Consider the following 26,070-nt stretch of genomic DNA (forward strand, 5'->3'; position numbering starts at 1 on the left):
CGATCTGGCAGGAGCCAGAGACTTACCTCCGTGGAGAAGGATAACAGTATGAAAAAGTTAAAAATTAGTTTACTGGCGCTGAGCGTGATGGGCCTTGCCGCCTGCAGTTCATCCCCGCGCAGTAATCAGCAGGTCGTCGACCAAATCAGCCAGTTCGGCGTGCAGTATCAGGTCACTGACAACCAGGCGGCCGATCACGGCGTGAACTGCGCGAAACTCGGCGCCGATTGGGCATCCTGCAATACCGCCACCATCACGCTGACCAACAACGGCCCGGCGCTCACCAGTAAAAACTGGGCGATCTACATGAGCAACGTGCACGAAACGCTGCGGGTCGATAACGATCAGTTCAAAATGACGCACATCGTCGGGGATCTCACCCGCCTGGAACCCACGGAAAAATTCAAAGGCATCGCGGCTGGCGAGTCGATTGAGATCCCGATCGTGAATGAATACTGGCAGCTGTTTATCACTGACGTGATGCCGCGTTGGTACGTCACCGCCGCCAATGCCTCGCCAAAAATCATCACCAGCACCGATACCGAAAACCTCAGCGACTTCGTTAAGCCGTTTGGCGAACAATGGAAGCGCATCGTCGACGATAAAAACGTGCTGATGCTGCCGCAAAGTCGTTTCACGAAGAATGCCGATGTGGCGCAACTGCCTGCTAACGCGTTGCGCGGACAAATCACCCCAACGCCGCGCTCGGTGAAAGTTCATGCTGCCGATGTTGATCTGAGCCGTGGCGTCGCCTTGCATCTTGAAGTGCTGGCAAGCAATCAAGCGGATGCGGTTAAGCAGCGTTTCGATTTGATGGGGCTCAAACAGCAGTCAGCGGGTTATGCCGTTCATACTCGTATCGCCGTTAATCATTTCCGTGGCGCAGATGCGGTTTCTGGTGCTTATGAACTGCGCATCACACCACGCGGTACCGATATCATTGGTTACGACCAGGCTGGCGTTTATTACGGCTTGATGTCGCTACTCTCGCTGGTACCCGCTGAAGGCAAACCAATTATCGCCACGCTCGAGGCGAAAGATGCCCCGCGCTTTGCCTATCGCGGCGCCTTCCTCGATGTGGCGCGTAACTTCCACAGCAAGCAAGCGGTGCTGCGTATGCTCGATCAGATGGCGGCATGGAAGATGAATAAATTCCACTTCCACCTGACCGATGATGAAGCCTGGCGTATCGAAATTCCCGGTCTGCCAGAGTTGACCGACGTGGGCAGTAAGCGTTGTCATGATCTCACTGAACAGCAATGTCTGCTGCCGCAATTGGGCTCCGGTCCGTTCACGGATAACAACGGAACCGGGCATTTCAGCCGCGCGGATTATATCGAGATCGTCAAATACGCTCAGGCGCGCAACATTGAAGTCATTCCGGAAATCGATATGCCCGCGCACGCGCGCGCTGCGGTGATTTCGATGGAAGCGCGTTATCAGCAGTATATGAAAGCGGGTAAACCGCAGCAGGCCAGTGAATATCGTCTGGTGGATCCAACCGATACCTCGAATACCCGTTCCGTGCAGTTGTACGACCGCACCAGCTATCTCAACCCTTGCCTCGATTCCTCAAAGCGCTTTGTCGATAAAGTGATTGGTGAAGTGCAGGCGATGCACCGTGAAGCGGGCCAACCATTGACCACCTGGCACTTCGGTGGTGATGAAGCGAAAAACATTCGCCTCGGTAACGGCTACAGCGATGTTAAGAACCCGAAAGCGGGAACGGGCATTTTAGACCAAAGCAAAGAAGACAAACCATGGGCAAAATCTCAGGTCTGCCAGGCGGTAGTGAAGTCCGGCAAGGTTGAAGATTTGGAGCATTTACCGAGCCACTTCGCGCTGGAAGTGAGCAAGATGGTAAAAGCCCACGGCATTCCGGTGATGCAGGCCTGGCAAGATGGGCTGAAAGATGCAGCTAACGCGCACGCCTTCGCCACCTCGCGCGTACGCGTTAACTTCTGGGACACGCTCTACTGGGGCGGCTTTGACACCGCTAACGACTGGACGCTGAAAGATTACGAAGTGGTGATCTCGAATCCGGATTACGTCTACATGGACTTCCCGTATGAAGTGAATCCCAACGAGCGCGGCTATTACTGGGGCACACGCTTCAGCGATGAGCGTAAGATGTTTGGCTTCGCGCCAGACAACCTGCCGCAGAACGCTGAAACCTCGGTGGATCGCGATGGCAAAACCTTTGATGCCACCTCGAATAAGCCATGGTCAGGCGCATACGGCATTTCAGTACATCTGTGGAGTGAAACCACGCGTACCGATCAGCAGATGGATTACATGGTGTTCCCACGCCTGCTGTCGGTGGCCGAACGTGGCTGGCATCGCGCGGAGTGGGAGCTGGATTACCAACAAGGCCGCACTTTCAAAGGCGGCGAAACCCAGTTCGTTAACCAGCAACAGCGCAATCAGGATTGGCAGCGTTTCGCCAACCTGTTAGGTCAACGTGAGCTAGGCAAGATGGATAAAGCCGGTATTCACTATCGTCTGCCGGTGCCGGGCGCGCGCGTGGAAAATGGCACGCTGACCATGAACATTGCCTTGCCGGGCCTGCCGCTGGAGTACAGCGTGGATAACGGTAAGAACTGGCAACGATATCTGCCACAGGCCAAACCGACGATTACCACCAACAATAAAGTTTGGGTGCGTAGCGTGAGTCCGGATGGCAAACGTTTCAGCCGCGCCGAACCGTTGTAAAATCAATGCCCCTTGCTACCATGCAAGGGGCAAACTAACCAAAATAATGATCAAGACCGTCTTTTATTAAAAACATAAAGTGATGGAGAATCGCTTTTATATCGGCTAAATCAATTTTTATAAAAACAATATTCTCCACCCCTTTTATTTCTCTTTATCACCAGCATTTAAATCGTAAATTTGAGACAGACCTCGTTTCAGCTTGATAAATATCAATCTCGCATCAGGAGAAAATCGGCCTAATTGCATCCCGGACTTGAAGACCGACACCGCCCCCCAAATCCGGTAGCGATAATGAAATTAAAATTCTTCAGCTTTATTCCGCATGCACACAAATGGCACAACATCCGTATTTCCCGTAAAGGCGCTATTTCACCCACTGGACGAGCCTATTTCTCAACCCATGTTGAAGCTCAATGTAAAGGCTGCGGCGAACGGCTGCATAAAATCTATTACCGCGATATTAGCGATGCGCAAGCCATTCGCTGGATAGGGTAATTATTGTCTGTTTTGAAATAAAAAAAACCCCGCAACACAGGTTGCGGGGCTATTGCGTGGCTATCGCAAAACTTATTCAGCCGGTTTGGTGCGAATCAGATAATCAAAGGCGCTGAGTGAGGCTTTCGCGCCTTCACCGCTGGCGATGATAATCTGCTTATATGGCACCGTGGTGCAGTCGCCTGCGGCGAATACGCCTTTCAGGCTGGTTTCGCACTTGGCATCAATGATGATTTCGCCCATCTTGTTGCGCTCTACCGCACCTTCGAGGAAGGTGGTGTTTGGCAACAAACCAATCTGCACGAAGATGCCGCTCAGCGCGATTTCGTGGCTAGTCTGGTTGTTACGGTCGATGTAAGTCAGGCTGGTGACTTTGCTGCCATCGCCTTTCACTTCAGTGGTCTGGGCGTTCAGAATCACATCAACGTTTTTCAGGCTGCGCAGTTTGTCCTGCAGCACTTTGTCGGCGCGCATTTCACTGGCAAATTCCAGCAGCGTCACGTGTTCAACAATACCGGCCAAATCGATTGCCGCTTCCACGCCTGAGTTACCGCCGCCGATCACTGCGGTGCGTTTGCCTTTAAACAGCGGACCGTCGCAGTGCGGGCAATAGGTTACGCCCTTGGTGCGATACTGCTCTTCGCCCGGTACGCCCATGTTGCGCCAGCGTGCGCCGGTAGCAATGATAATGCTGCGTGATTTCAGTACCGCGCCAGATGCGGTTTCAATCGCGTGCAAACCGCCCTCTTTCGCCGCTGGAATCAGCTTGATGGCGCTCTGGGTGTCAATCACATCGACGTCGTAATCATCAACGTGAGCACGCAGAGAACCGGCCAGCTTCGCGCCTTCGGTTTTCGGTACAGAGATGTAGTTTTCGATGTCTACGGTGTCCAGCACCTGACCACCGAAACGTTCGCCCATCAGGCCAGTACGGATGCCTTTACGTGCAGAATAAATGGCCGCAGCCGCGCCCGCCGGGCCGCTGCCGACGATCAGCACTTCGTAGGCATCACGTTTGTTCAGCTCTTCTGCCGCACGCTTCTCTGCGTTGGTGTCCACTTTACCGACGATTTCCGCCAGGCTCAGACGGCCCTGACCAAACTCTTTGCCATTGAGGAACACCGCCGGCACGCCCATCACGTTGCGTTCGGTGATTTCGTTCTGGAACATACCGCCGTCAATTGCGGTATGGCTGATGCGCGGGTTCAGTACCGCCATCAGGTTCAGCGCCTGTACCACGTCAGGACAGTTGTGGCACGACAGTGAATAATAAGTTTCGAAGTGGAAGTCGCCTTCCAAAGCCACAACCTGATCCAGCAGGCTCTGCGCTTCTTTCGAAGGGTGTCCACCGGTTTGCAACAAAGCTAAAACCAGTGAAGTAAATTCGTGGCCCATTGGCGAACCGGCAAAGCGCGGACCGCTGTGGCTGCCTGGATTAGTGATCAGGAAAGAGGGTTTACGAACCGGACGATCGTTCTCTTCACGGAAGCTGACTTTGTCTGACAAGCCCGCGATATCGGCCAACAGAGAGCGAATCTCTGCGGATTTGGCGCCATCATCCAATGTGGCAATCAACTCAACCGGTTTCGTTAGTTTCTCAAGGTAAGCCTTGAGTTGGGTTTTTAAATTGGTGTCGAGCATAGTGAGTTCCTGTCATGAAAATCGGGTGCCGTAGCACCCGATAGAGAAAGATCGAATGGCGCAGTGTTGACTTAGATTTTGCCAACCAGGTCCAGTGATGGAGCCAAAGTTGCTTCGCCTTCTTTCCATTTTGCCGGGCAAACTTCACCTGGGTGAGAAGCAACGTACTGTGCTGCTTTCACTTTGCGGATCAGGTCAGATGCGTCACGGCCAATGCCTTCTGCAGTGATTTCGATCGCCTGGATGATGCCTTCCGGGTCAACGATGAAGGTACCGCGATCTGCCAGACCTTCGTCTTCGCGCATGATTTCGAAGTTACGGGTCAGCGCGCCAGTTGGGTCACCGATCATCGCGTATTTGATTTTCGCGATGGTGTCTGAAGAACCGTGCCAGGCTTTGTGGGTAAAGTGCGTGTCAGTAGAAACAGAGTAGATATCTACACCCAGTTTCTGGAACTCTTCGTGATGGTCTGCAACGTCACCCAGTTCGGTTGGGCATACGAAGGTGAAGTCAGCCGGGTAGAAGAAGAAAACACTCCATTTACCTTCAACGTCTTTCTCGGTGACTTCGATGAATTCGCCGTTTTTGAACGCTGCGTTTTTAAATGGTTTGATCTTGGTATTAATGATGGACATGGTGACCTCCGTTAAAAGATGTGATGCAGGCTACAGAATTTTCGGGCCAACTTCTAATATGCAGACGTTATCAATTAGATAACCAAAAGCTATCAAAGCGCCGACGCCAGCTTTCATGCGGCTCGCGCGGGCATTCTACACAAAAATGGCGCGGTTCTGACAGGCTTTATCTTTTTGCGGTGAAACTGCTACTTTTACGTTGGGTAATAGACATGAGGCGGTCGCCATGAATGGCGACCCTACGATTTAGCGGGTATGGGTTTCGTAGGGTGCGCATTTATGCGCACCTGGCAACGTCACAGATTACCCCCCAAATGGAGCTTTTGCGTGCAAATCCGTTTTTTTGACGAAGCCGATCGGCCTTTTCTGCGCACACTGTACCTTGCCGCGCGACGCCATAACTGGACGTGGCTGGATGGCGATGATTGGCAGTTAGAAGATTTCGATGCGGTGATTTTGGGCGAAACCGTGCTGGTCGCCGAACTGGACGGACATCGCGTGGGTTTTGCGGCGGTGCTGGATAATGACAACTTCCTGCATAGCCTGTATGTCGATCCAAATGCGCAAGGACAAGGCGTGGGCAGCGCGCTGTTAGAAAAAGTGCAGTCGCGATTTAGCTCGACTGGCGCATTGAAATGTTTGCAACAGAATCAGGCGGCGCTGGATTTCTATCTCAAACACGGCTGGCGGCGTGAAGCGGTTGGCGAGAGCGAGCAGGGAAAATATGTGCTGATGCATTTTCCGCTGGCGACACGCGCCAGCGGAAATGGACGACGTTAAACGGCGCGGAAGGCAATATCGCCAGGGATAATTTCTCCCTGCCAATAGAGCTGCGCCGCGACGCGCCCCGCCAGCTGGCGGTAGAGCGCGGTGAAATCACTCTCCGGACGGCGCACTACGGTAGGTTCGCCATCATCCAGATCTTCACGCAACGTAATGTGCAGCGGCAGTTGTGCCAGCAAACGCGTGTTGTAATCTTCCACCAGCTTCTGCGCCCCGCCGGTGCCGAAAATCGGCTCGTGATGTCCGCATTGGCTGCAGATGTGCATGCTCATGTTCTCGACTACGCCCAGCACCGGCACGCTGACTTTCTCGAACATCACCATGCCTTTACGTGCATCAATCAAGGCAATGTCCTGCGGCGTGGTGACCACTAACGCGCCGGTCACCGGCACGTTCTGCGCCAGCGTCAGCTGAATATCGCCGGTGCCTGGCGGCATATCGAGGATCAGATAATCAAGATCCGGCCACATGGTTTCGTTGAGCAGCTGCATCAGGGCTTTGCTGGCCATCGGCCCGCGCCACACCATGGCGTTGTCGTCGGTGACCAGATAACCAATTGAATTAGTTGCCAGGCCATGCGCCATGATCGGTGCCATATGCGTGCCATCCGGTGAAGTCGGACGCTGGTTTTCGGTGCCGAGCATGTTAGGAATCGACGGACCATAAATATCCGCATCGAGAATTCCCACGCGCGCCCCTTCGGCAATCAGCGCCAGCGCCATGTTCACGGCGGTGCTGGATTTACCCACGCCACCTTTGCCTGAACTGACGGCGATGATGTTCTTCACACCGGTCGCGCCCGGATGATTTTTCACCCGCTTCAGCGTGGCTATATCGTGACGCAGCCGCCAGTCAATGGCGCTGGCATCGGTCAGGCGCAGCAGCTCGGCGCTGGTTTTCGCTTTCAGCTCTTCAAAGGCGCTGGCCCACGCGAACGGCATCACCAGTTCGATATGCAGCTTGTCATCCAGCAGCGCGACGTGGCGCAGCGCTTTCAGCGTGGTCAGGTTGTGTTGCAGCGTCGGATGTTCAAAGTCACTCAGCACGCCGATAACCAATGCTCGCAGCGCTTCAGGTGAATGATGTTGCTGGGATTGTGAAGTCATCCCCTCTCCTTGTTTATTCTTCACGCCAGATTGCGGCGGTGTCTGTTCAATAGTATCAGATAGGCGCTAAAAGTGATGGGGATGTGCAGCTGTGTTTACGGCAGAGGGTGCTTCGGTTACCATCATTCCCCTAAATAATTCGTGTTGCAGGAAGGCGGCAAACGAGAGAATCCCAATGAGCTTACTCAAGTAAGTGATTTGGGTGAGCGAGAGAAGACAACGCGCCTGCAACGCGAAGTATGACGGGGAAACCCGCTTTTTCATCAATGGAACGCTACGCAATCATGACTATAGTCACTAAAAAAATTCTGGTAACGTGCGCGCTGCCGTACGCAAACGGTTCAATCCATCTCGGTCACATGCTTGAACACATTCAGGCTGACATTTGGGTCCGTTACCAGCGAATGCGTGGCAACCAGGTTCACTTCATCTGTGCAGACGACGCCCACGGCACGCCAATTATGCTGAAAGCGCAGCAGTTGGGCATCGCGCCGGAGCAGATGATCGCAGAGATGAAGCAGGAGCACGAGACCGATTTCGCCGGCTTCAACATCGGCTATGACAACTATCACTCCACGCACAGCGATGAAAACCGTCAGCTGTCCGAACTGATTTATGGTCGTCTGAAAGAGAACGGTTTCATTAAGAACCGCACCATCTCTCAGCTGTACGATCCTGAGAAAGGCATGTTCCTGCCGGACCGTTTTGTGAAAGGCACCTGCCCGAAATGTAAGTCACCGGATCAGTATGGCGATAACTGCGAAGTGTGCAGCGCGACCTACAGCCCAACCGAGCTGATCGACCCGAAATCTGTTGTTTCAGGCGCGACGCCGGTGCTGCGTGATTCCGAACACTTCTTCTTTGATCTGCCCTCTTTCAGCGCGATGCTGCAGGCATGGACGCGCTCTGGCGCACTACAAGAGCAGGTGGCGAACAAGATGCAAGAGTGGTTCGAGTCTGGCTTGCAGCAGTGGGATATTTCGCGCGATGCGCCTTACTTTGGCTTTGAAATTCCTGGCGCGCCGGGCAAATACTTCTACGTCTGGCTGGATGCGCCAATCGGTTACATGGGTTCATTCAAAAACCTGTGCGACAAGCGCGGCGATATCGATTTCGACGAGTTCTGGAAGAAAGATTCCACCACCGAGTTGTATCACTTCATCGGTAAAGACATCGTCTATTTCCACAGCCTGTTCTGGCCGGCGATGCTGGAAGGCAGCAACTTCCGCAAGCCAACCAACCTGTTCGTACACGGTTATGTGACGGTGAACGGCGCGAAGATGTCCAAATCGCGCGGCACCTTTATTAAAGCCAGCACCTGGTTGCAGCATCTGGATGCCGACAGCCTGCGTTACTACTACGCGGCCAAGCTCTCCTCGCGCATCGACGACATCGACCTGAATCTGGAAGATTTCGTGCAGCGCGTGAATGCAGATGTGGTGAACAAAGTGGTGAACCTGGCGTCACGTAATGCGGGCTTCCTGACCAAACGCTTTGGCGGCAAGCTGGCGAGCGAACTGGCCGATCCGGCGCTGTATCAGACCTTTGTTGATGCCTCTGAGAAGATTGGCGAAGCCTGGGCGAGCCGCGAATATAACCGCGCGATCCGTGAAATCATGGCGCTGGCCGATCTGGCGAACCGCTATGTCGATGAGCAGGCACCTTGGGTGGTGGCGAAGCAAGAAGGCCGCGATGCCGACCTGCAAGCGATCTGCTCAATGGGTATCAACCTGTTCCGCGTATTGATGACCTGGCTGAAGCCGGTGCTGCCATCGCTGACCGAACGCACCGAAGCCTTCCTGCAGAGCGAGCTGAGCTGGGATGCGATTGCCCAACCGCTGCTGGATCATGAAGTAGCACCGTTCAAAGCGCTGTATGGCCGTATCGAGATGACCAAAGTTGACGCGCTGGTTGAGGCCTCGAAAGAGGATGCAGCTGCGGCGAACAAACCTGCGGCAACAGGTCCTTTGGCGGATGCGCCGATTGGCGACACCATCACCATCGATGATTTCGCCAAGGTCGATATGCGCGTGGCGCTGATCGAGAAAGCTGAGCTGGTTGACGGTTCCGACAAACTGCTGCGCCTGGAGCTGGATTTGGGTGGCGAGAAACGTCAGATTTTCTCTGGCATTCGCGCAGCCTATCCGGATCCTTCTGTGCTGGTCGGCAAAATGACCATTATCGTGGCTAACCTCGCGCCGCGTAAAATGCGCTTCGGTATTTCAGAAGGCATGGTGCTGTCCGCGGGCCCAGGCGGCAAAGACCTGTTTGTGCTGTCCGTCGATAGCGGCGCAGTACCGGGAATGCCGGTTAAGTAAGCTAACAAGCCGCCTCAGGGCGGCTTTTTTGTGCCTGTTGATCCTACAAAGGATTGGCGCGTTTTTCGTAAGGCCGCCATTTATGGCGACCAGCTCAGACAGTACTGTGATCGCTAGCACGCTAATCGCTTAATGCGTATGATAAAGCGCTACGAAAACAGGAGCCTGACATGCCTGCCGTTCTCTCTGCTTGTTGGCGCTATGTGCGCGCCTTCGTCATCATCTATGCAGCGCTTTATGCCGGAATAGGGATTTCTGCCCTGCTCCCGATAACCATTCCTGGCAGCATCATCGGCATGCTGCTGCTGTTCCTGTTACTTGGGCTGCAAATCATGCCGGTAGAGTGGGTGAAACCCGGATGCCATTTACTGATCCGCTATATGGCGCTGCTGTTTGTGCCGATTAGCGTCGGCGTGATGGGCTATACCGATATTCTCACCGCGCAGTTTGGACCGATTGTGGTGTCGTGCATTGTCAGTACTTTTATGGTGCTGCTGATTGTGGGGCTCAGCGCAGAACGTTTGCAGCGCCCGCAGGAGAAGCCGAATGAGTGATGCATGGTGGTCGCTGCCGCTGACCGTAATCGCCTATTTTCTGGCGCGTAAACTGGCGGCGAAAATCAATATCTCCATCGTCAATCCATTGCTGGTGGCGATGGCGATTGTCATTCCGATTCTGCTGCTCACCAATCTGCCTTACACGCGCTATTTTGCTGGCAGCAGCCTGCTCAATCAGTTGCTGCAACCGGCGGTTGTCGCGCTGGCGTTACCGCTGTATGAGCAGATGCATCAGATTCGTGCGCGCTGGAAAACCATCATCAGCGTCTGTTTCATCGGCAGCATTACGGCGATGGTGTCGGGTACCGCGATTGCGCTGTGGATGGGCGCAACGCCGGAAATCGCCGCCACCATTATGCCGAAATCCGTCACCACGCCGATTGCGATGGCGGTCTCTGCTTCGCTGCACGGTATTCCCGCTATCAGCGCTATCTGCGTGCTCATCGCTGGTGTACTGGGTGCGGTGTTTGGCCATATGCTGCTTAATCTGTTTAAGGTGAAAAACAAATCTTCGCGCGGATTGGCAATTGGTAACGCTTCGCACGCGTTAGGCACCGCGCGCGCCGCCGAGATCGATTATCAGGAAGGCGCCTTCAGCTCACTGGCTTTGGTGATTTGCGGCATCATCACTTCGTTACTGGCACCGTTCCTTTTTCCGCTATTAATGCATTGGTGGGGCTGAAACTTGCGAGAGATCTCGCAAAGTTGAAACAACCCAATCAGCTTGCATTGTCAGAGCGACTTGGATCACATATAAAACCTCTGGCGGCGCATCGCCGCTAACGCGTAACTGAGGCCATCACATCATGCATTCACGATTCCTTACTGCTTTTTCTGCCCTGCCCGCTGCGCTGCAAGCTGCGATTCAGCCGCTGCTCGATGCGCCGGATTTCCATGGCGTATTGCGTCCGCAGGATGTCGCGCAACTGAAACAGCTTACCGGTCTGGATGATGATGCGCTGGCGCTGGAACTGCTGCCGCTGGCGGCGAGCTGCGCGGTGGCAACCGTATCAAATTTTAATGTCGGCGCGATCTCACGCGGCGTCAGCGGCCATTGGTACTTCGGCGCTAACATGGAGTTCCTGCACACGCCGCTGCAGCAGACGGTGCACGCCGAGCAAAGTGCCATTACGCATGCCTGGCTGTGCGGTGAAGAGAAACTGGCGGCGATTACCGTCAATTACACGCCGTGCGGACATTGCCGTCAGTTTATGAACGAGCTGAACAGCGGCACGGCGATTCGCATCAGCCTGCCGGGACGCGCCGTTAGCACGCTGGGCGACTATTTACCGGATGCGTTTGGTCCAGCCGATCTCAACATCACAGAACGTTTGCTGACGCCGATCGACCATGGTTTTGCGCTTGCAGGCGATGCATTGCAACAGGCTGCCATTACCGCCGCCAATCACAGTCACGCGCCATACAGTAAAAGCTACAGCGGCGTGGCGTTGCGCAGCCAGAGCGGCAAGGTCTTTACTGGCCGCTATGCGGAAAACGCCGCCTTCAACCCAAGCTTGCCGCCGCTGCAGGCCGCACTGATTTTGATGAACATGAGCAATGTGGCGCTGGAGACTATTCAGCAAGCGGTTTTGGCAGAATGTCAGGAGAGCACGCTGAGTCAGCTGGATGCGACACGCGCTACGCTCAAGGCGTTAGGATGTGAGGATTTTTCACTTACTTTAGTTTCGAAAACATCAGTTTAGTGATCCTTTTACCGCTTTTGTGACCTTCTGTTAACAAAAGCTGTACATCTGCAGGAATTTTCATAGGATCGGGCGCCAGAACCTCTTCACTTCAAGATGGACTGGCGTTACCTTTTCCCGGCGATACGTCAGAAAACACTGCAACCGGAGCAAGCACTGCATGGAACTCGACTACGAAAGTAAACGCCCGCTGTATATTCCTTATGCGGGTCCGATCCTGCTGGAATTTCCGCTGTTGAATAAAGGCAGCGCCTTCACCCTCGAAGAACGTAACGAATTTAACCTCAACGGCCTGCTACCGGAAGCGGTAGAAACCATCGAAGAGCAGGCAGAACGTGCCTGGCGCCAGTTCCTGGATTTCAAAAATAACAACGACAAGCATGTCTATCTGCGTAACATCCAGGATACCAACGAAACCCTGTTCTACCGGCTGCTCGACAATCATCTGGAAGAGATGATGCCGATTATCTACACCCCAACGGTCGGCGCCGCCTGTGAACACTTCTCTGAAATTTACCGTCGCGCGCGCGGCGTGTTCATCTCTTACAACAACCGCGACCGCATCGAAGACATGCTGCAGAACGCCACTAAGCAGAATGTAAAAGTGATCGTGGTGACTGATGGCGAACGTATTCTCGGTCTCGGCGATTTGGGTATCGGCGGCATGGGCATCCCAATCGGTAAGCTGTCGCTGTATACCGCGTGTGGCGGCATCAGCCCGGCTTACACCTTGCCGGTTGTACTGGATGTCGGCACCAACAACCAACAGCTGCTGAACGATCCGCTCTATATGGGCTGGCGTCATCCGCGCATTACTGGCGAAGAGTACGAAGAGTTCGTTAACGAGTTCATTCAGGCAGTGAATCGTCGCTGGCCGAACGTGCTGTTGCAGTTCGAAGACTTCGCGCAGAAAAACGCCATGCCGCTGCTGGAGCGCTATCGCGATGAGATCTGCTGCTTCAACGACGATATTCAAGGCACCGCCGCGGTGACCGTCGGCACTTTGATCGCCGCCAGCCGCGCTGCCGGCAGCCGCCTGTGCGAGCAGAAAGTGGTGTTCCTTGGTGCCGGTTCTGCCGGTTGCGGTATCGCCGAGCAGATCATCGCGCAGATGAAGTCGGAAGGTTTGAGCGATGATGAAGCGCGTGGCCGTGTGATGATGGTCGATCGCTTCGGTCTGCTGACCGACAAACTGCCGAACCTGCTTAATTTCCAGAGCAAGCTGGTGCAGAAGAGCGACAGCCTGAAAGATTGGGATACCAATAGCGATTCAATTTCTCTGCTCGACGTGGTGCGCAACGCCAAGCCGGATATTCTGATCGGCGTGTCTGGTCAACCTGGCCTGTTCACTGAAGAGATCATTCGCGAGATGCACAAGCACACCAAGCGTCCAATCGTTATGCCGCTGTCGAACCCGACGTCACGCGTGGAAGCGACGCCAGCCGACATCATCGCCTGGACTGACGGTGCCGCGCTGGTTGCCACCGGCAGCCCGTTCTCACCGGTCACCTGGAAAGGGAAAACCTATCCAATCGCCCAATGCAACAACTCCTATATCTTCCCTGGCATCGGTTTGGGTGTGATCGCTGCGGGCGCAAGTCGCGTGACGGACTCGATGCTGATGACCGCCAGCCGCGCACTGGCCGACTGTTCGCCGCTGGTTAACGACGGCGAAGGTCCGGTTCTGCCGGAGATCAAAGATATTCAGGGCGTGTCCAAGCTGATTGCCATTGAAGTGGGCAAGGCCGCGCAACTGGCTGGCGTGGCGGTGGTGACCTCGGAAGATGTGCTGTCGAAAGCCGTTAGCAACAACTTCTGGCTGCCGCAGTACCGTAATTATCGTCGTACCTCGATTTAATCGAATTTATGGCCGGATCGCTTAGATCCGGCCATGCTTAAAAATCCAGCGCATAATTGGCCTTAGCTTGCTTCCCCCGCCCGCCTCAAGTAGCCTTTATCCATTCTGAATTCTACCAACCGAGTGCTCGCGCGCATGATTAAACGCGTTTTCTTTGGTCTGTTTTTCATCATCTTACTGATGGTGGCGACCGCGCTCGGCCTGGATCGCTGGATCAGCTGGAAAACCGCGCCCTTTATTTACGAAGATGTCACATCGCTGCCGCATCGTCAGGTCGGCGTGGTCTTGGGCACAGCCAAGTATTACCGCACGGGCGTCATCAATCAGTATTACCTCTATCGCATTCAGGGCGCGTTGAACGCCTATAACAGCGGCAAGGTCAATTACCTGCTGCTGAGCGGTGACAATGCGCAGCAAAGCTATAACGAACCAATGACCATGCGCCGCGATTTGATTAAAGCGGGCGTCGCGCCGTCGGACATCGTGCTAGATTACGCCGGGTTCCGCACGCTGGATTCGATTGTGCGCACGCGCAAAGTGTTCGATACCAACGATTTCATCATCATTACCCAGCGCTTCCACTGTGAGCGTGCGCTGTATATCGCGCAGCATCTTGGGATTCAGGCGCAGTGTTATGCGGTGCCGTCGCCGAAAAACATGTTGTCGGTACGTTTCCGCGAAGTGGGTGCACGTTTGGGTGCGCTGGCGGATTTGTATTTGATGAAGCGCGAGCCACGTTTCCTCGGCCCGCTAGTGCCGATTCCTGCGGTGCATGAAGTGCCAGAAGATGCGCAGAGTTATCCGGCGGTGACGCCAGAGCAGTTGCTGGAGCTGGAAGAGAAACTGCAGAAGTAAGTGTTAGCGGTGCATTTTTAGGGTCGCCATTTATGACGACCGCCAATGTAAAAAGGGCCGCATTGCGCGGCCCTTAGTTTGCTGTGTGATGTTTTATTTTTTACGTGCGTACTTCAGTGAATCCAGCGCCACGGCGAAGATAATGATGCCGCCCTTGATGATGTACTGCCAGTAAGGGTTTACGCCGATGTAGGTCAAACCGTAGTTGATCACGGTAAAGATGATGACACCTGTCACCACGCCCGCTACAGAACCCACGCCACCGGCAAACGACACGCCGCCGACCACACAAGCCGCAATTGCATCAAGCTCATACATAAAGCCGAGGTTGTTGGTGGCGCTGCCGATACGGCCCGCTTCCAGCATCCCGCCGAACGCGTAGAACACGCCAGACAACGCATACACCAGAATCAGGTTGAACGGTACGTTTACGCCAGACACTTTCGCCGCTTCCGGGTTACCACCGATAGCGAAGATGTTGCGGCCGAAACGGGTTTTATTCCACAGCACCCAAACAAATACGATGGCAATCACGGCGTAGAAGGTGATGAACGACAGTTTGAAGTCACCGAAACGCAGGAAGCCTTGGGCAAATTTGGAGAAGCCAGGATCAAAACCGGCAATCGGCGATGCACCCACAAAGTCGTAATAGAGTGAGTTGATGCCGTAAACGATAATCATGGTGCCCAAGGTGGTGATAAATGGCGTTACCTTGAGGTAAGCAATGATCACACCGTTCACCAGACCAATCACGCCGCCGATGATGCACACGGTCAGGATAACTACCGGAATTGGCACGGTATCCAAATGTGGGAACACTTTGTTCGCGTTATCCATCGCCTGCAGCAGCGTGGCGGCAACCACCGCCGCTAAGCCTACCTGACGACCCGCTGAAAGGTCCGTACCTTGAGTGACAATCAAACCGGCCACGCCCAATGCGATAATAATACGCACCGAGGATTGGGTCAGAATGTTACTCAGGTTCATTAAACTTAAGAACGTTGGATCCTGGAAAATAATAATTGCCAGCAGTACAAACAGGACAACGTAAATGCCGCCCTCTTTTAACCAGGTTAGCGCATTCTTTTTAGTAGTCGCTTTCATGTTAAAGCCCTTGCTTCATTAAAGGTGTAATGACGCTAAACGCAGGATTTCATTCTGCGAGGTCGTTTTGGTATCAACAATGCCTGCTACCTGGCCATTACTCATCACTAAAATACGATCGGTAATACCCAACAGTTCTGGCATTTCAGAAGAGATAATAATGATGCCCTTCTCTTTCTTCGCCAACTCAGCAATAAGTTGGTAGATTTCGAATTTCGCGCCCACATCAATCCCGCGCGTCGGTTCATCCAGCATCAATATTTCCGGCTGCGTTAATAACCAGCGACCAATGATCACTTTTTGTTGGTTACCACCGGAAAGCGAACCAATTTGCGTATGATGACCCGGCGTTTTCACGCGCATCGAATCAATAACCCATTGGGTATCGCTTTTCATGCGTTTATTATCGAGCAGCCCCATGCTGGATTTATACTTTTTAATATTGGAGATAAGCGAGTTAAAGCCAATATCCAGATACGCATAAATACCGGTGGAACGACGCTCTTCCGTCACCAGCGCAAAACCGTGGTTAATGGCTTCGTTGGCGCTGTGGTTATTAATCGCCTTACCGTGCAATTTAATCGTGCCGCCCGACTTTTCGCGAATCCCAAACAGGGTTTCGACGATGTCGGTACGCTTGGCTCCCACCAAACCGGCAATACCAAGAATTTCACCTTTACGCAGATCGAACGAGATATCACGAATCGAAGGCTGACGCAGTGAGGTTAAATGACGCACCTCAAGAATGGTTTCCCCCGGCACGTTGGTCTTGTCCGGGAAACGCTGGTTCAATGAACGGCCAACCATCATCGAGATGATCTTGTCCATATCCAGCCCTTCCAGCGGCTGAGTGGCGATCCACTGCCCATCACGCAAAATGGTGATCTCATCGCACAGCTGGAATATCTCTTCCATCTTATGCGAGATATAGACAATGCCGCAGCCGCGATCTTTCAGCTTACGAATAATAGTGAACAAGTGATTCACTTCTTTTTCGGTCAGCGATGATGTCGGCTCATCCATAATGACGATCTTCGCGTCATAGGAAAAAGCTTTGGCGATTTCGATCATCTGCATCTGCGAGACAGATAAGGTGGCGACTTTATCGCGCGGATCGATATCAATATCTAATTCATCAAAAATCGCTTTGGTATCGCGATACATTTTATCCTGATCGACAAATACGCCTTTACGTGGATAACGGCCAAGCCACATGTTATCCATGACGTTGCGTTGCAGAACCAGGTTTAATTCCTGATGCACCATGGAAACGCCATTTTCCAGCGCCTCTTTGGAGCTCTTATAATCAATTTCCTCACCCTGAAACAGGATGCTCCCCGTATCCTTTTTATAAATCCCAAACAGACATTTTAATAATGTAGATTTCCCGGCGCCGTTTTCTCCCATTAATGCATGAACGGAGTGCGGCCGCACTTTTAAATTCACATTATCTAAGGCTTTAACCCCTGGAAATGATTTCGAGACATTCGTCATCTCCAGCAGATATTCACGCTGTGTGGTCGGATTCTCACTGGCCATAATTTACCTGGCTAAATAAAGCGTTGGTCAGATGCAATAAGGCGCGGCGAAATGCCGCGCCCAGGATGAATTACTTCACAAACTGCGACAGATTTTCTTTATCTACTGGTACGTAAGGAACACGTACGATTTTGTTTTCCATCTTGAAGTTAGTGCCAGCGGTTGGCTCTTTGCCATTGGCCAGATTGTTAGCAATATCCAGCGTCGCTTTTGCCTGGTTTTCCGCATCGTTCAACACGGTACCGGCCAGGGCGCCTGATTTCACCAGCGCCAGCGCTTCTGGCAGTGCATCGACACCAAACACTGGAATGCTGGTTTTGTTGTGCGCTTTCAGCGCTTCAACCGCACCCATCGCCATCGCATCGTTGTTGGCGATAATCACTTCAATCTTGTCGGCGTTCGGGCCAGAGAGCCAGGCGTCAACTTTGTCTTTTGCCTGTGCGGTATCCCACATCGCGGTATCCATCGCCAGCTGCTGCGTTTTCAGACCGTCTTTGTTCAGGGTATCGATCACGTATTTGGTACGCGCTTCAGCATCCGGATGGCCCGGCTCGCCTTTCAGCAGTACGAACTGAATCGTACCGTCTTTGTTCAGATCCCACGCTGGCGTGGCTTTCCAGTGCTTCTCGATCAGCTGACCCTGGATGATGCCAGACTCTTTAGAGTCGGTACCGACGTAATACGCTTTCGGATAGCTGGCCAGCACTTTAGCGTTAGGTTCTTTGTTGAAGAACACCACCGGCACATCGTTACCGCGCGCTTTATCAATCACCACTGCCGCAGCAGCCGGATCCACCAGGTTGATAGCCAGCGCTTTCACGCCTTTTGCCATCAGCACGTCAATCTGGTCGTTCTGTTTGGACTGGTCGTTCTGCGAGTCGTTCATCAGCAGCTGAATGCCGCCCAATGATTTCGCTTCTTTCTCAATGTCCTTACGCACCATCGACATGAAGTTGTCGTCGTATTTGTAAATCGTCACGCCAATGCGGGTATCGGCGGCGTGCGCAGTTGCACCAAACATCATGCTGGCAACCAGTGCTGTGAGCGTGAAAACCTTCTTATTCATGGTATCTCCGGTTTTTTATGTAGGGCATTTCATTGCGCTATTTGCCTGCGGGCAAACAGCGCCGTCGGTTGTAAACCTGATAATGGGCGGACGCGTAACGCAAAGCCGGGCCACCATCGCAATCCTGACTTCCCTGTAGGTAAACGCTTCCTGAAGAGTGTTGTGAACTATTTCAATCGGCTACTGAAACCTGCTGGGAAGAGGATTTCTCAGCGTTACATGATGTTTCAGTCCGGTAAGACGCTGCCATCATAGTGAGCGGCATGTTAATTAACTGTGAATGCAATCACAGATTGGAAACGGTTACACTGAGCTATCGCCTGAATTAGTGACCGACTCCACAATTTGCCGCTGGGCGACAGAATGGCGACGTACCAGCGTGGGCATAAAGCAGTGTGATGCATTGATATCCAGTTCACCGGCCGCACCTTTGAGCGCCAGCTCAGTGGCAAGTTTTGCCATAGAAACAATAGGATAACGGACCGTAGTTAACTGCGGATCGGTGTAACGGGAGATGGGAATGTCATCAAAGCCAATGACAGAGAAATGCTGCGGAACCTGGATGCCGTTGTCCTTCAAAGCGGTCAATGCACCCGCTGCCATGCCGTCATTGTAGGAAAACACCGCTGTTAAATGTAAGTTACGACCCAGTAATTCCACCATCGCTGCTTCGCCGCCTTGCATGTCAGGTTCAGCATGAGCAATCCATGACTCCTGCGGGCGAATTCCCTGCTCTGACAAGGCCTGCAGCCAGCCTTCGCGCCGTTGCGTCACATCCTCAATCGGGTGACTGGAGCTAAGAAAGCCGATGCGTTGATGTCCCTGTTGTAACAGCATGCGCGTGGCTACCTGTGCGCCGGTGACGTTATCCAGGCAAACGCAGCGGTGTTCATAACCAGGAATAGTTCGGTTAACCAATACCATACCCGGAACCTGATCCATAAATTGCGTCAGTTCAGCGTCTGAAAGCGTTTTCGCGTGCACCACCAATGCGTTGCAACGTTGACGTATCAGCACCTCAATTGCGTGACGTTCTTTCTCTTCCTGATGCCAGGAGTTACTGATTAACACGTGTTTATGCACGCGCTGCGCCACGGTATCGACCGCTTTCACCAGCGCGCCAAAGAAGGGATCGGAAACATCCATCACCACCACGCCAATAGTGTCACTGATTTGCGTGGCCAGCGCCTGGGCGTTGGCGTTCGGGCGATAGCCTAACGCGTCAACGGCGGCCAGCACGGCTTCACGGGTATCGGCGGTGACTGCACTGCTGTTATTGAGCACACGCGACACGGTGGCTACTGACACACCGGCCTGACGGGCGACATCACGAATCGTTATCATGCAGCTGTTCCACAGAGGCTGAAAATGCGCGACAAGCGCGTAACGGCGCTATTCTGTCAGGGCATCTGGCACGACTACGTGAATCACGTCACACCAATGAAAACGGTTACATACAATTCTGCAACCTTTGTGATGAACATCATTATCTGAGCGAGGAGGAAGGGCCAGGTTTTCCAGCGGCAAGACGCGTCAGTTTGCGCCAGATCCACTCCATTGGCCCCTGCGGGAAGACGCGTAGCCACAGCACGGAAAACAGGATATTAACCAGCCAGATAGCCGGTACAAAGGCCAGCAAGTGCAGGCGATCAAACTTGAGGAACAGGTTGAAGCGGTAGAACAGCGTGGTGCAAATCAACGTCTGTAACAGGTAATTGCTCAATGCCATGCGGCCAACGCATTGAATGGCATAACTGATGCGCGTTGACGCAATTTGCGGCCAGAATCCGAGGCAAAGTGCGGCGTAACCGAGGCTGATAAACGGGCTGGCGAGATCGCGCGGCACCTGCAGGAAGAAGCCGGTCCAGCGGAATTCCCAGCCAATCATCCACTGCGCGGCGATGCCAGGAATGGCGATCAGCCAGCCGATGGTCAGCAGCAGCGCCGCCGAACGGCGATAGTGCTGCACGCTGAATTGCCCGCTGAACCAGCCACTGCGCATCAATGCCGCTCCAATCAACATCAACCCCGCCAGCTGCCAGCCATATTGTGACGCCAGCGCCATTAGGCCGGACGACAAGTGATCCAGCCGATTCTGCACTGCTTCCCAACCGCCGAGCAGTTTCCAGTAGCTTTCATATTGCAGATCCGCCGCACCCGGCAGCCAGGAATTCGTTGGGTTGGGACTGGAAATTAAGCCGAATACCACCAACACGCCACAGCCGACCAAATAGAGTAATGCGCCGGTTTGTAACAACGCGCGGTCGGAGGGCACATCACGCAGCATGCGCCAGATAATCAGCCCAATCAGGCCGTAATCCAGCAGGATGTCACCTTCCCAGAAAAAGATGCCGTGAATGAAACCGAGCAGCACCAGTAGCGTCAGACGCGCCGACATCCAGCGGCTGCCGCGCGGTGCCTGCATGTAAAGGCCAGCACCAAACAGCAAGGCAAACAGCGTGAGGAATTTCAGCTGCGCCAGGCCATCCATGATCGCCCATGTCCAGGCATCAGATGTTGAAGCCTCTCCGCGCCACGCCGGATTGAGATAGGCCGCCGATGGCAACGCAAAGCCGACAATGTTAAGCAGCAGGATGCCAAGAATGGCGCAACCACGAATGAAATCCAGCGCGAGATAGCGTTGCATCGAGTGCCCTGACGGAGAGAGGAAATCGGGCGACAAGCTGTCGCCCAAACAGATTAGCTGTGGCGAACCGCGCGCAAAAACTCCTGGCGCGTGTTCTGGCTGGATTTGAACAGGCCGCCCAGCGAGGTGGTGGTGGTGGCGCTGGTGGCATCTTTCACGCCACGCGCTTTCACGCAGTAATGCACCGCATCAATCGACACCGCGACGTTATTGGTGCCCAGCAGTGTTTGCAGCGCCACCAGCACTTGCTGCGTCAGGCGCTCTTGCACCTGCGGACGCTGGGCAAAGAACTGCACGATACGGTTGATTTTCGACAGGCCAATCACTTTCTCTTTCGGGATATACGCCACGGTGGCTTTGCCATCGATAATCACAAAGTGGTGTTCGCAGGTGCTGGTCAGCGTGATATCGCGCACGGTGACCATCTCATCCACTTTCATCTTGTTTTCGATGACGGTGATTTTCGGGAAGTTGGCGTAATCCAGACCTGAGAAAATCTCATCCACATACATCTTGGCGATGCGATGCGGCGTCTCCATCAGGCTGTCGTCTTCCAGATCCAGGTTCAGCAGTTGCATGATTTGCGTCATGTGGCCGGCAATTTCGCGTTTACGTGCGTCGTCATCCATTTCACGCACCGGGGCGCGTAGCGGCGTTTCCAGACCACGCGCCAACAGCGCTTCGTGAACCAGGGCGGCTTCCTGACTTAAGATACTCATTTACTCTTCTCCGGCAGGTGATGCGCCCGCGGGTCTTCGCCCACGGGGGAAATTCTGAGCGCGTATTGTGAAATACTCCGCGCCCTTAATCCAGTAATCATTCCGATAAGCTTTTCATCACTTACTGCGACGTAAAACCAGCATCCCGGCAACGATTAAACTGGCGCCCGCCACCCACAGCGCCGGTTCCAGTTGATGCCACAGCATGCTGGAAATCCACGACAGCAGCGGACCGGCCAGCTGCCCGACCGCATAGCCGGTGGTGAGCAAACCGGCAAGATAGCGCGCATGCTGCGGTGCCAGCTCACGCCCATATTGCAACGCCAGTTGCACTACGCACAGGAATCCACCGCCAATCAGTGCCGCGCCCAGCATCAGGCCATTTAAACCCGGCAGCACAATCGCGGCGATGACGCCCAATGCCTGCGCCCACAGCACCATCGCTAAACGCGCATGGCTGCTGCCCCAGTGACGCGTCAGGATGCCTAACACGATGCCGATCACCGCCGCGCCGCCAAACACTGGCCAGACAAACTGGGCAAAGGCGCTGTCAGGAAAACGCGCCGCCGCCATTTGCGACAAAAAGGTGGCGGGCAGAATGTAGCCAAATCCGGCAAGGCTGTAGCTCAGCACCAAGCGCTTAAGATCGCCATTCAGCACCAGCGGCGATGCAGCTTGATCGGGACGATGCAATTGGCCGGTACGCGGCAGAAAACGCGCAATTGCGGCAATCAACAACAGTGCCAGCAAACCATACGCCGCCCACGCAAAGGCCGCACTGACGCCGCTGGCATGCAGCGCCACGGCCAGCATGCCGCTGATAAAGATGCCGGTGCCGGGGCCGGCAAACACCGCTGCCAGCAAGCCCGGACGGCCATGATGATGCAGCTGATCGCTGGCCCATGCCGCCAGTAACACCATGGCCCAGCCGCTGGCCCAGCCAATCAGGAAACGAATCAAGCCATGTAACCACGGACCGCTGACGCAGGCCGACAGCAGCGTTAATATCACCGCGCCCCACACGCCCGCCTGTAAGCGCCACTCGACGCGTTTGCGCGCACGCATCGCATCAAAAGAGCCAAACAGATAACCGAGATAGTTGAGTGCTGCCACCAGGCTGGCGCTGGTGAGCGTCAATTGATGGTCATGAATCATCAGCGGAACCTGCGGCGTGAAAGCAAATCGCCCAATCCCCATCGCAACCACTAAACTTAAGAACGCGCTAAGCGCGACACGAAACGCCATACCGACCTCAGGATGTTTTATCACTTGTCACTAGCATGCATGACGTTTAAACTCACGGAAAGTGAATAATACTAACCAAGTTGTTTACGAGAAGAGAATATGGATTTAGTACAGCTCCGCATGTTTTGCTCCGTAGCCGAATCCGGTTCGCTGGCGCGTGCCGCCGAGCAACTCCATCGCGTACCTTCCAATCTCACCACGCGTCTGCGCCAGCTGGAAGATGAAATTGGCGTTGATCTGTTTATTCGTGAGAAGCAACGCATTCGTTTGTCGCCAATGGGCCACAATTTCCTCAACTATGCGCAGCGCATCCTGGCGCTGAGCGATGAAGCGCTGAATATGGCGCGCGCCGGTGAGCCGGGCGGTAATTTTGCGCTTGGTTCGATGGAGAGCACCGCCGCGACGCGGTTGCCCGCGCTGTTGGCGGCCTATCACCAGCGTTTTCCCGCCGTGGAACTGTCGCTGATCACCAATACCTCCGGTGAAATCATCGACAAGGTGCGTGAAGGTACGCTGGCTGCCGCGCTGGTGGATGGCCCGGTGGCGCACGACGATCTCAACGGCTGCATTGCCTTTAACGAGCAGATGGTGCTGATCACCAGCCCGGAACATGCGCCGATTGCCAGCGCGCGCGATGTGCAAGGCGACACGCTGTTTGCGTTCCGCAATAGCTGTTCCTACCGCACCAAGCTGGAAGCCTGGTATCGTGAAAGCCAGACCGCGCCAAGCAGCGTGATGGAGATTCAGTCCTATCACGCGATGGTAGCGTGCGTGGCCGGTGGCGCGGGCGTGGCGATGATTCCCGCCTCGGTGCTGGCGCAAATGCCCGCACGCGCACGCGTGCAGGAGCATGCGTTACCGCCCGCTTACCGCGATACCGCCACCTGGCTAATGTGGCGACGCGATGCGTTTACTCCCAACGTGGAAGCGCTGAAGTATTTGATTATTGAACTGTTTGACGATCGCCCGGTTAACGACGAATTGCGGCATCCGCTGCACGCTGCCGAGTGATTTTCTTTTTTATCGACATCACGACCATCGGGGCTTTTGTCCCGCATCTACAGGAAGAGGGATTGCATGAACATGATTAAAACCCGCGCCGCCGTTGCCTGGGCAGCTGGCGAACCGCTGAAAATCGAAGAAGTGGATCTGATGCCACCACAAAAAGGTGAAGTGCTGGTGCGCATCGTGGCCACCGGCGTGTGCCACACCGATGCTTACACCTTGTCTGGACAAGATCCGGAAGGTGTATTCCCGGCGATCCTCGGCCACGAAGGCGGCGGCGTGGTAGAAGCGGTCGGTGAAGGCGTGACCAGCGTTGCCGTGGGCGACCACGTGATTCCGCTTTACACCCCAGAGTGCGGCAAGTGTAAGTTCTGTCTCTCGGGCAAAACCAACCTGTGTCAGGCGATTCGCGCCACCCAGGGCAAAGGTTTGATGCCAGACGGCACCACCCGCTTCTTCAAAGACGGCAAGCCGATTTTCCACTACATGGGCACCTCAACTTTCTCTGAATACACCGTGGTACCGGAAATCTCGCTGGCGGTGATCAGCAAAGAAGCGCCACTGGAAGAAGTGTGTCTGCTGGGCTGCGGCGTCACCACCGGCATGGGCGCGGTGATGAACACGGCCAAAGTGAAAGAAGGCGATACCGTGGCGATCTTCGGCCTCGGCGGCATTGGTTTGTCAGCGATCATTGGCGCGAAAATGGCGAAAGCCGGCCGCATCATCGGTATCGATCTCAACACCAGCAAATTCGATCTGGCGCGCAAACTGGGTGCCACCGATCTGATCAACCCGAAAGATCACGATAAGCCGATTCAGGATGTGATCGTTGAACTCACCGACGGCGGCGTCGATTTCTCCTTCGAATGCATCGGTAACGTCAACGTGATGCGTTCGGCGCTGGAGTGCTGCCATAAAGGTTGGGGCGAATCGGTGATCATCGGCGTTGCTGGCGCGGGCCAGGAGATTTCTACCCGTCCATTCCAGCTGGTGACCGGTCGCGTATGGCGTGGTTCCGCATTTGGTGGCGTGAAAGGCCGCTCACAGCTGCCGGGCATCGTGCAGGATTACCTCGACGGTAAATTCGCGCTGAACGATTTCATCACCCACAAACTGCCGCTGGAAGAGATTAACGACGCCTTTGATCTGATGCATGAAGGGAAATCAATTCGTACGGTGGTGCATTTTACTAAGTAATCAGGAGACGTTATGGCTTCCACTTTGGAGCTGTTAGAAGAGCATCGCATCTTTGGTGGCTGGCAGCAGCGCTGGCGTCATCAGTCGGCGGTGCTGAACTGTCCGATGACCTTCAGCATTTTTCTGCCGCCGCCGCAGAGTGACGCGCCGCCGCCGGTGGTGTGGTTTCTCGCTGGGTTGACCTGCAGCGATGAGAACTTCACTACCAAAGCCGGTGCACAGCGCGTTGCTGCTGAGCTGGGTTTGGTGCTGATTATGCCGGACACCAGCCCGCGCGGTGACGAGGTGGCGAACGACAGCGGTTACGATCTCGGCCAGGGCGCAGGTTTCTACCTCAACGCCACGCAGCAGCCGTGGGCGGCGAACTTCCGCATGTTCGATTACCTCAACAGCGAGTTGCCGGAGTTGGTGGCGGATAACTTCAAGCTGAGCGATCGTCAGTCGGTGATGGGGCATTCGATGGGCGGACACGGTGCGCTGGTGCTGGCACTGCGTCTCGGCGGGCGTTTTGCGTCTGCTTCGGCTTTCGCGCCGATCGTCAATCCGACTGAAGTGCCGTGGGGCCAGAAGGCCTTTGCCGCTTATCTGGGTGAAGATCGTCAAACGTGGCGTGAATGGGATAGCTGCCTGTTGATGCGTGACGTGGAACAGCGCTTGCCGATTCTGATTGATCAAGGGGATAGCGACCAGTTCCTCGCCGATCAACTGCGTCCAGAGCGACTGGAAGCCGTAGCGCGTGAGCAAGGTTTCCCGCTAGAGTTACGCATTCAGCCGGGTTATGACCACAGCTACTTCTTTATCGCCAGCTTCGTGGAAGACCATCTGCGTTTCCACGCGAAGCATTTGTTGGTGTGACAAGGTCGCCATAAATGGCGACCTTAC

General features: G+C 54.4%; 22 protein-coding genes. 12 read left to right on the top strand and 10 right to left on the bottom strand.

What is annotated here, in order from left to right:
* Positions 1–48: 48 nt before the first annotated feature.
* Both ACXIZX_RS12380 and ACXIZX_RS12385 read left to right on the top strand, forming a co-directional pair.
* The gene (locus ACXIZX_RS12380) at positions 49–2,712 is read left to right on the top strand and encodes a family 20 glycosylhydrolase (RefSeq protein WP_479404270.1); all 2,664 of its coding nucleotides are present in this window, start codon (positions 49–51) and stop codon (positions 2,710–2,712) included.
* Positions 2,713–3,006: 294 nt separating this feature from the next.
* Positions 3,007–3,210, top strand: a complete 204-nt coding sequence (locus ACXIZX_RS12385) for a hypothetical protein (protein WP_479404271.1) — start codon at positions 3,007–3,009, stop codon at positions 3,208–3,210.
* A 72-nt stretch (positions 3,211–3,282) separates the two neighbouring features.
* Here the strand turns inward: ACXIZX_RS12385 and ahpF are convergent, their stop codons facing one another.
* Positions 3,283–4,851 carry an alkyl hydroperoxide reductase subunit F gene (ahpF, locus tag ACXIZX_RS12390; RefSeq protein ID WP_008104932.1) on the bottom strand — a complete coding sequence of 523 codons (1,569 nt, stop codon included), beginning with the start codon at positions 4,849–4,851 and terminating at the stop codon, positions 3,283–3,285.
* Positions 4,852–4,922: 71 nt separating this feature from the next.
* Positions 4,923–5,486: an alkyl hydroperoxide reductase subunit C gene (gene ahpC, locus ACXIZX_RS12395; protein ID WP_007889514.1), complete on the bottom strand. Its 564-nt coding sequence runs from the start codon at positions 5,484–5,486 to the stop codon at positions 4,923–4,925.
* A 327-nt stretch (positions 5,487–5,813) separates the two neighbouring features.
* Here ahpC and ACXIZX_RS12400 point away from each other — a divergent pair, with 327 nt between their 5' ends.
* Positions 5,814–6,266: a GNAT family N-acetyltransferase gene (locus ACXIZX_RS12400; RefSeq protein WP_061717777.1), complete on the top strand. Its 453-nt coding sequence runs from the start codon at positions 5,814–5,816 to the stop codon at positions 6,264–6,266.
* On the opposite strand, the gene apbC is transcribed toward ACXIZX_RS12400, so the two are convergent.
* Positions 6,263–7,375, bottom strand: coding sequence for an iron-sulfur cluster carrier protein ApbC (apbC, locus tag ACXIZX_RS12405; RefSeq protein WP_479404272.1), 1,113 nt, complete (start codon positions 7,373–7,375; stop codon positions 6,263–6,265). The two genes, ACXIZX_RS12400 and apbC, sit on opposite strands and share 4 nt — an antisense overlap.
* 284 nt (positions 7,376–7,659) lie before the next feature.
* On the opposite strand from apbC, the gene metG reads away from it, so the two are divergent.
* The 6 genes from metG (at position 7,660) to sanA (ending at position 14,666) form a co-directional block, all read left to right on the top strand.
* Positions 7,660–9,693, top strand: coding sequence for a methionine--tRNA ligase (gene metG / locus ACXIZX_RS12410; RefSeq protein WP_479404273.1), 2,034 nt, complete (start codon positions 7,660–7,662; stop codon positions 9,691–9,693).
* A 170-nt stretch (positions 9,694–9,863) separates the two neighbouring features.
* Positions 9,864–10,247, top strand: a complete 384-nt coding sequence (locus tag ACXIZX_RS12415) for a CidA/LrgA family protein (RefSeq protein ID WP_479404274.1) — start codon at positions 9,864–9,866, stop codon at positions 10,245–10,247.
* A complete protein-coding gene (locus ACXIZX_RS12420) occupies positions 10,240–10,932 on the top strand; it encodes a CidB/LrgB family autolysis modulator (protein ID WP_293792942.1) in 693 nt (230 codons plus the stop codon). The genes ACXIZX_RS12415 and ACXIZX_RS12420 overlap by 8 nt, the downstream gene beginning before the upstream one ends.
* Before the next feature lie 124 nt (positions 10,933–11,056).
* Positions 11,057–11,953: a cytidine deaminase gene (gene cdd, locus ACXIZX_RS12425; RefSeq protein WP_479404275.1), complete on the top strand. Its 897-nt coding sequence runs from the start codon at positions 11,057–11,059 to the stop codon at positions 11,951–11,953.
* 160 nt (positions 11,954–12,113) lie between these two features.
* Positions 12,114–13,811: an NAD-dependent malic enzyme gene (locus tag ACXIZX_RS12430; protein WP_008104950.1), complete on the top strand. Its 1,698-nt coding sequence runs from the start codon at positions 12,114–12,116 to the stop codon at positions 13,809–13,811.
* A gap of 135 nt (positions 13,812–13,946) precedes the next feature.
* Entirely contained in the window at positions 13,947–14,666 is a 720-nt protein-coding gene (gene sanA, locus ACXIZX_RS12435) for an outer membrane permeability protein SanA (protein WP_008104952.1), read from the top strand.
* A gap of 93 nt (positions 14,667–14,759) precedes the next feature.
* On the opposite strand, the gene mglC is transcribed toward sanA, so the two are convergent.
* From mglC to ACXIZX_RS12470, 7 genes are all read right to left on the bottom strand, one after another.
* Positions 14,760–15,770 (bottom strand): galactose/methyl galactoside ABC transporter permease MglC, encoded by a 1,011-nt coding sequence (gene mglC / locus ACXIZX_RS12440; RefSeq protein WP_007889502.1) that lies wholly within the window; start codon positions 15,768–15,770, stop codon positions 14,760–14,762.
* 18 nt (positions 15,771–15,788) lie between these two features.
* Positions 15,789–17,309, bottom strand: coding sequence for a galactose/methyl galactoside ABC transporter ATP-binding protein MglA (mglA, locus tag ACXIZX_RS12445; protein ID WP_008104954.1), 1,521 nt, complete (start codon positions 17,307–17,309; stop codon positions 15,789–15,791).
* A gap of 70 nt (positions 17,310–17,379) precedes the next feature.
* The gene (gene mglB / locus ACXIZX_RS12450; RefSeq protein ID WP_008104956.1) at positions 17,380–18,375 is read right to left on the bottom strand and encodes a galactose/glucose ABC transporter substrate-binding protein MglB; all 996 of its coding nucleotides are present in this window, start codon (positions 18,373–18,375) and stop codon (positions 17,380–17,382) included.
* Positions 18,376–18,678: 303 nt separating this feature from the next.
* Positions 18,679–19,719, bottom strand: a complete 1,041-nt coding sequence (gene galS / locus ACXIZX_RS12455; protein ID WP_479404276.1) for an HTH-type transcriptional regulator GalS — start codon at positions 19,717–19,719, stop codon at positions 18,679–18,681.
* A gap of 142 nt (positions 19,720–19,861) precedes the next feature.
* Positions 19,862–21,022, bottom strand: coding sequence for a DUF418 domain-containing protein YeiB (gene yeiB / locus ACXIZX_RS12460; RefSeq protein WP_479404277.1), 1,161 nt, complete (start codon positions 21,020–21,022; stop codon positions 19,862–19,864).
* A gap of 53 nt (positions 21,023–21,075) precedes the next feature.
* On the bottom strand, positions 21,076–21,741 hold the full coding sequence (gene folE, locus ACXIZX_RS12465; RefSeq protein ID WP_008104975.1) for a GTP cyclohydrolase I FolE: 666 nt from the start codon (positions 21,739–21,741) through the stop codon (positions 21,076–21,078).
* A 117-nt stretch (positions 21,742–21,858) separates the two neighbouring features.
* The gene (locus tag ACXIZX_RS12470) at positions 21,859–22,986 is read right to left on the bottom strand and encodes a YbfB/YjiJ family MFS transporter (protein ID WP_179450091.1); all 1,128 of its coding nucleotides are present in this window, start codon (positions 22,984–22,986) and stop codon (positions 21,859–21,861) included.
* 99 nt (positions 22,987–23,085) lie between these two features.
* On the opposite strand from ACXIZX_RS12470, the gene ptrR reads away from it, so the two are divergent.
* From ptrR to fghA, 3 genes are all read left to right on the top strand, one after another.
* Positions 23,086–23,997, top strand: coding sequence for a putrescine utilization regulator PtrR (gene ptrR / locus ACXIZX_RS12475; protein WP_061717793.1), 912 nt, complete (start codon positions 23,086–23,088; stop codon positions 23,995–23,997).
* Positions 23,998–24,063: 66 nt separating this feature from the next.
* On the top strand, positions 24,064–25,188 hold the full coding sequence (locus tag ACXIZX_RS12480; RefSeq protein WP_008104982.1) for an S-(hydroxymethyl)glutathione dehydrogenase/class III alcohol dehydrogenase: 1,125 nt from the start codon (positions 24,064–24,066) through the stop codon (positions 25,186–25,188).
* Between the two features lie 12 nt (positions 25,189–25,200).
* A complete protein-coding gene (fghA, locus tag ACXIZX_RS12485) occupies positions 25,201–26,043 on the top strand; it encodes an S-formylglutathione hydrolase (RefSeq protein ID WP_479404278.1) in 843 nt (280 codons plus the stop codon).
* Positions 26,044–26,070: the final 27 nt, after the last annotated feature.

The organism is Candidatus Pantoea symbiotica, from assembly GCF_056491525.1.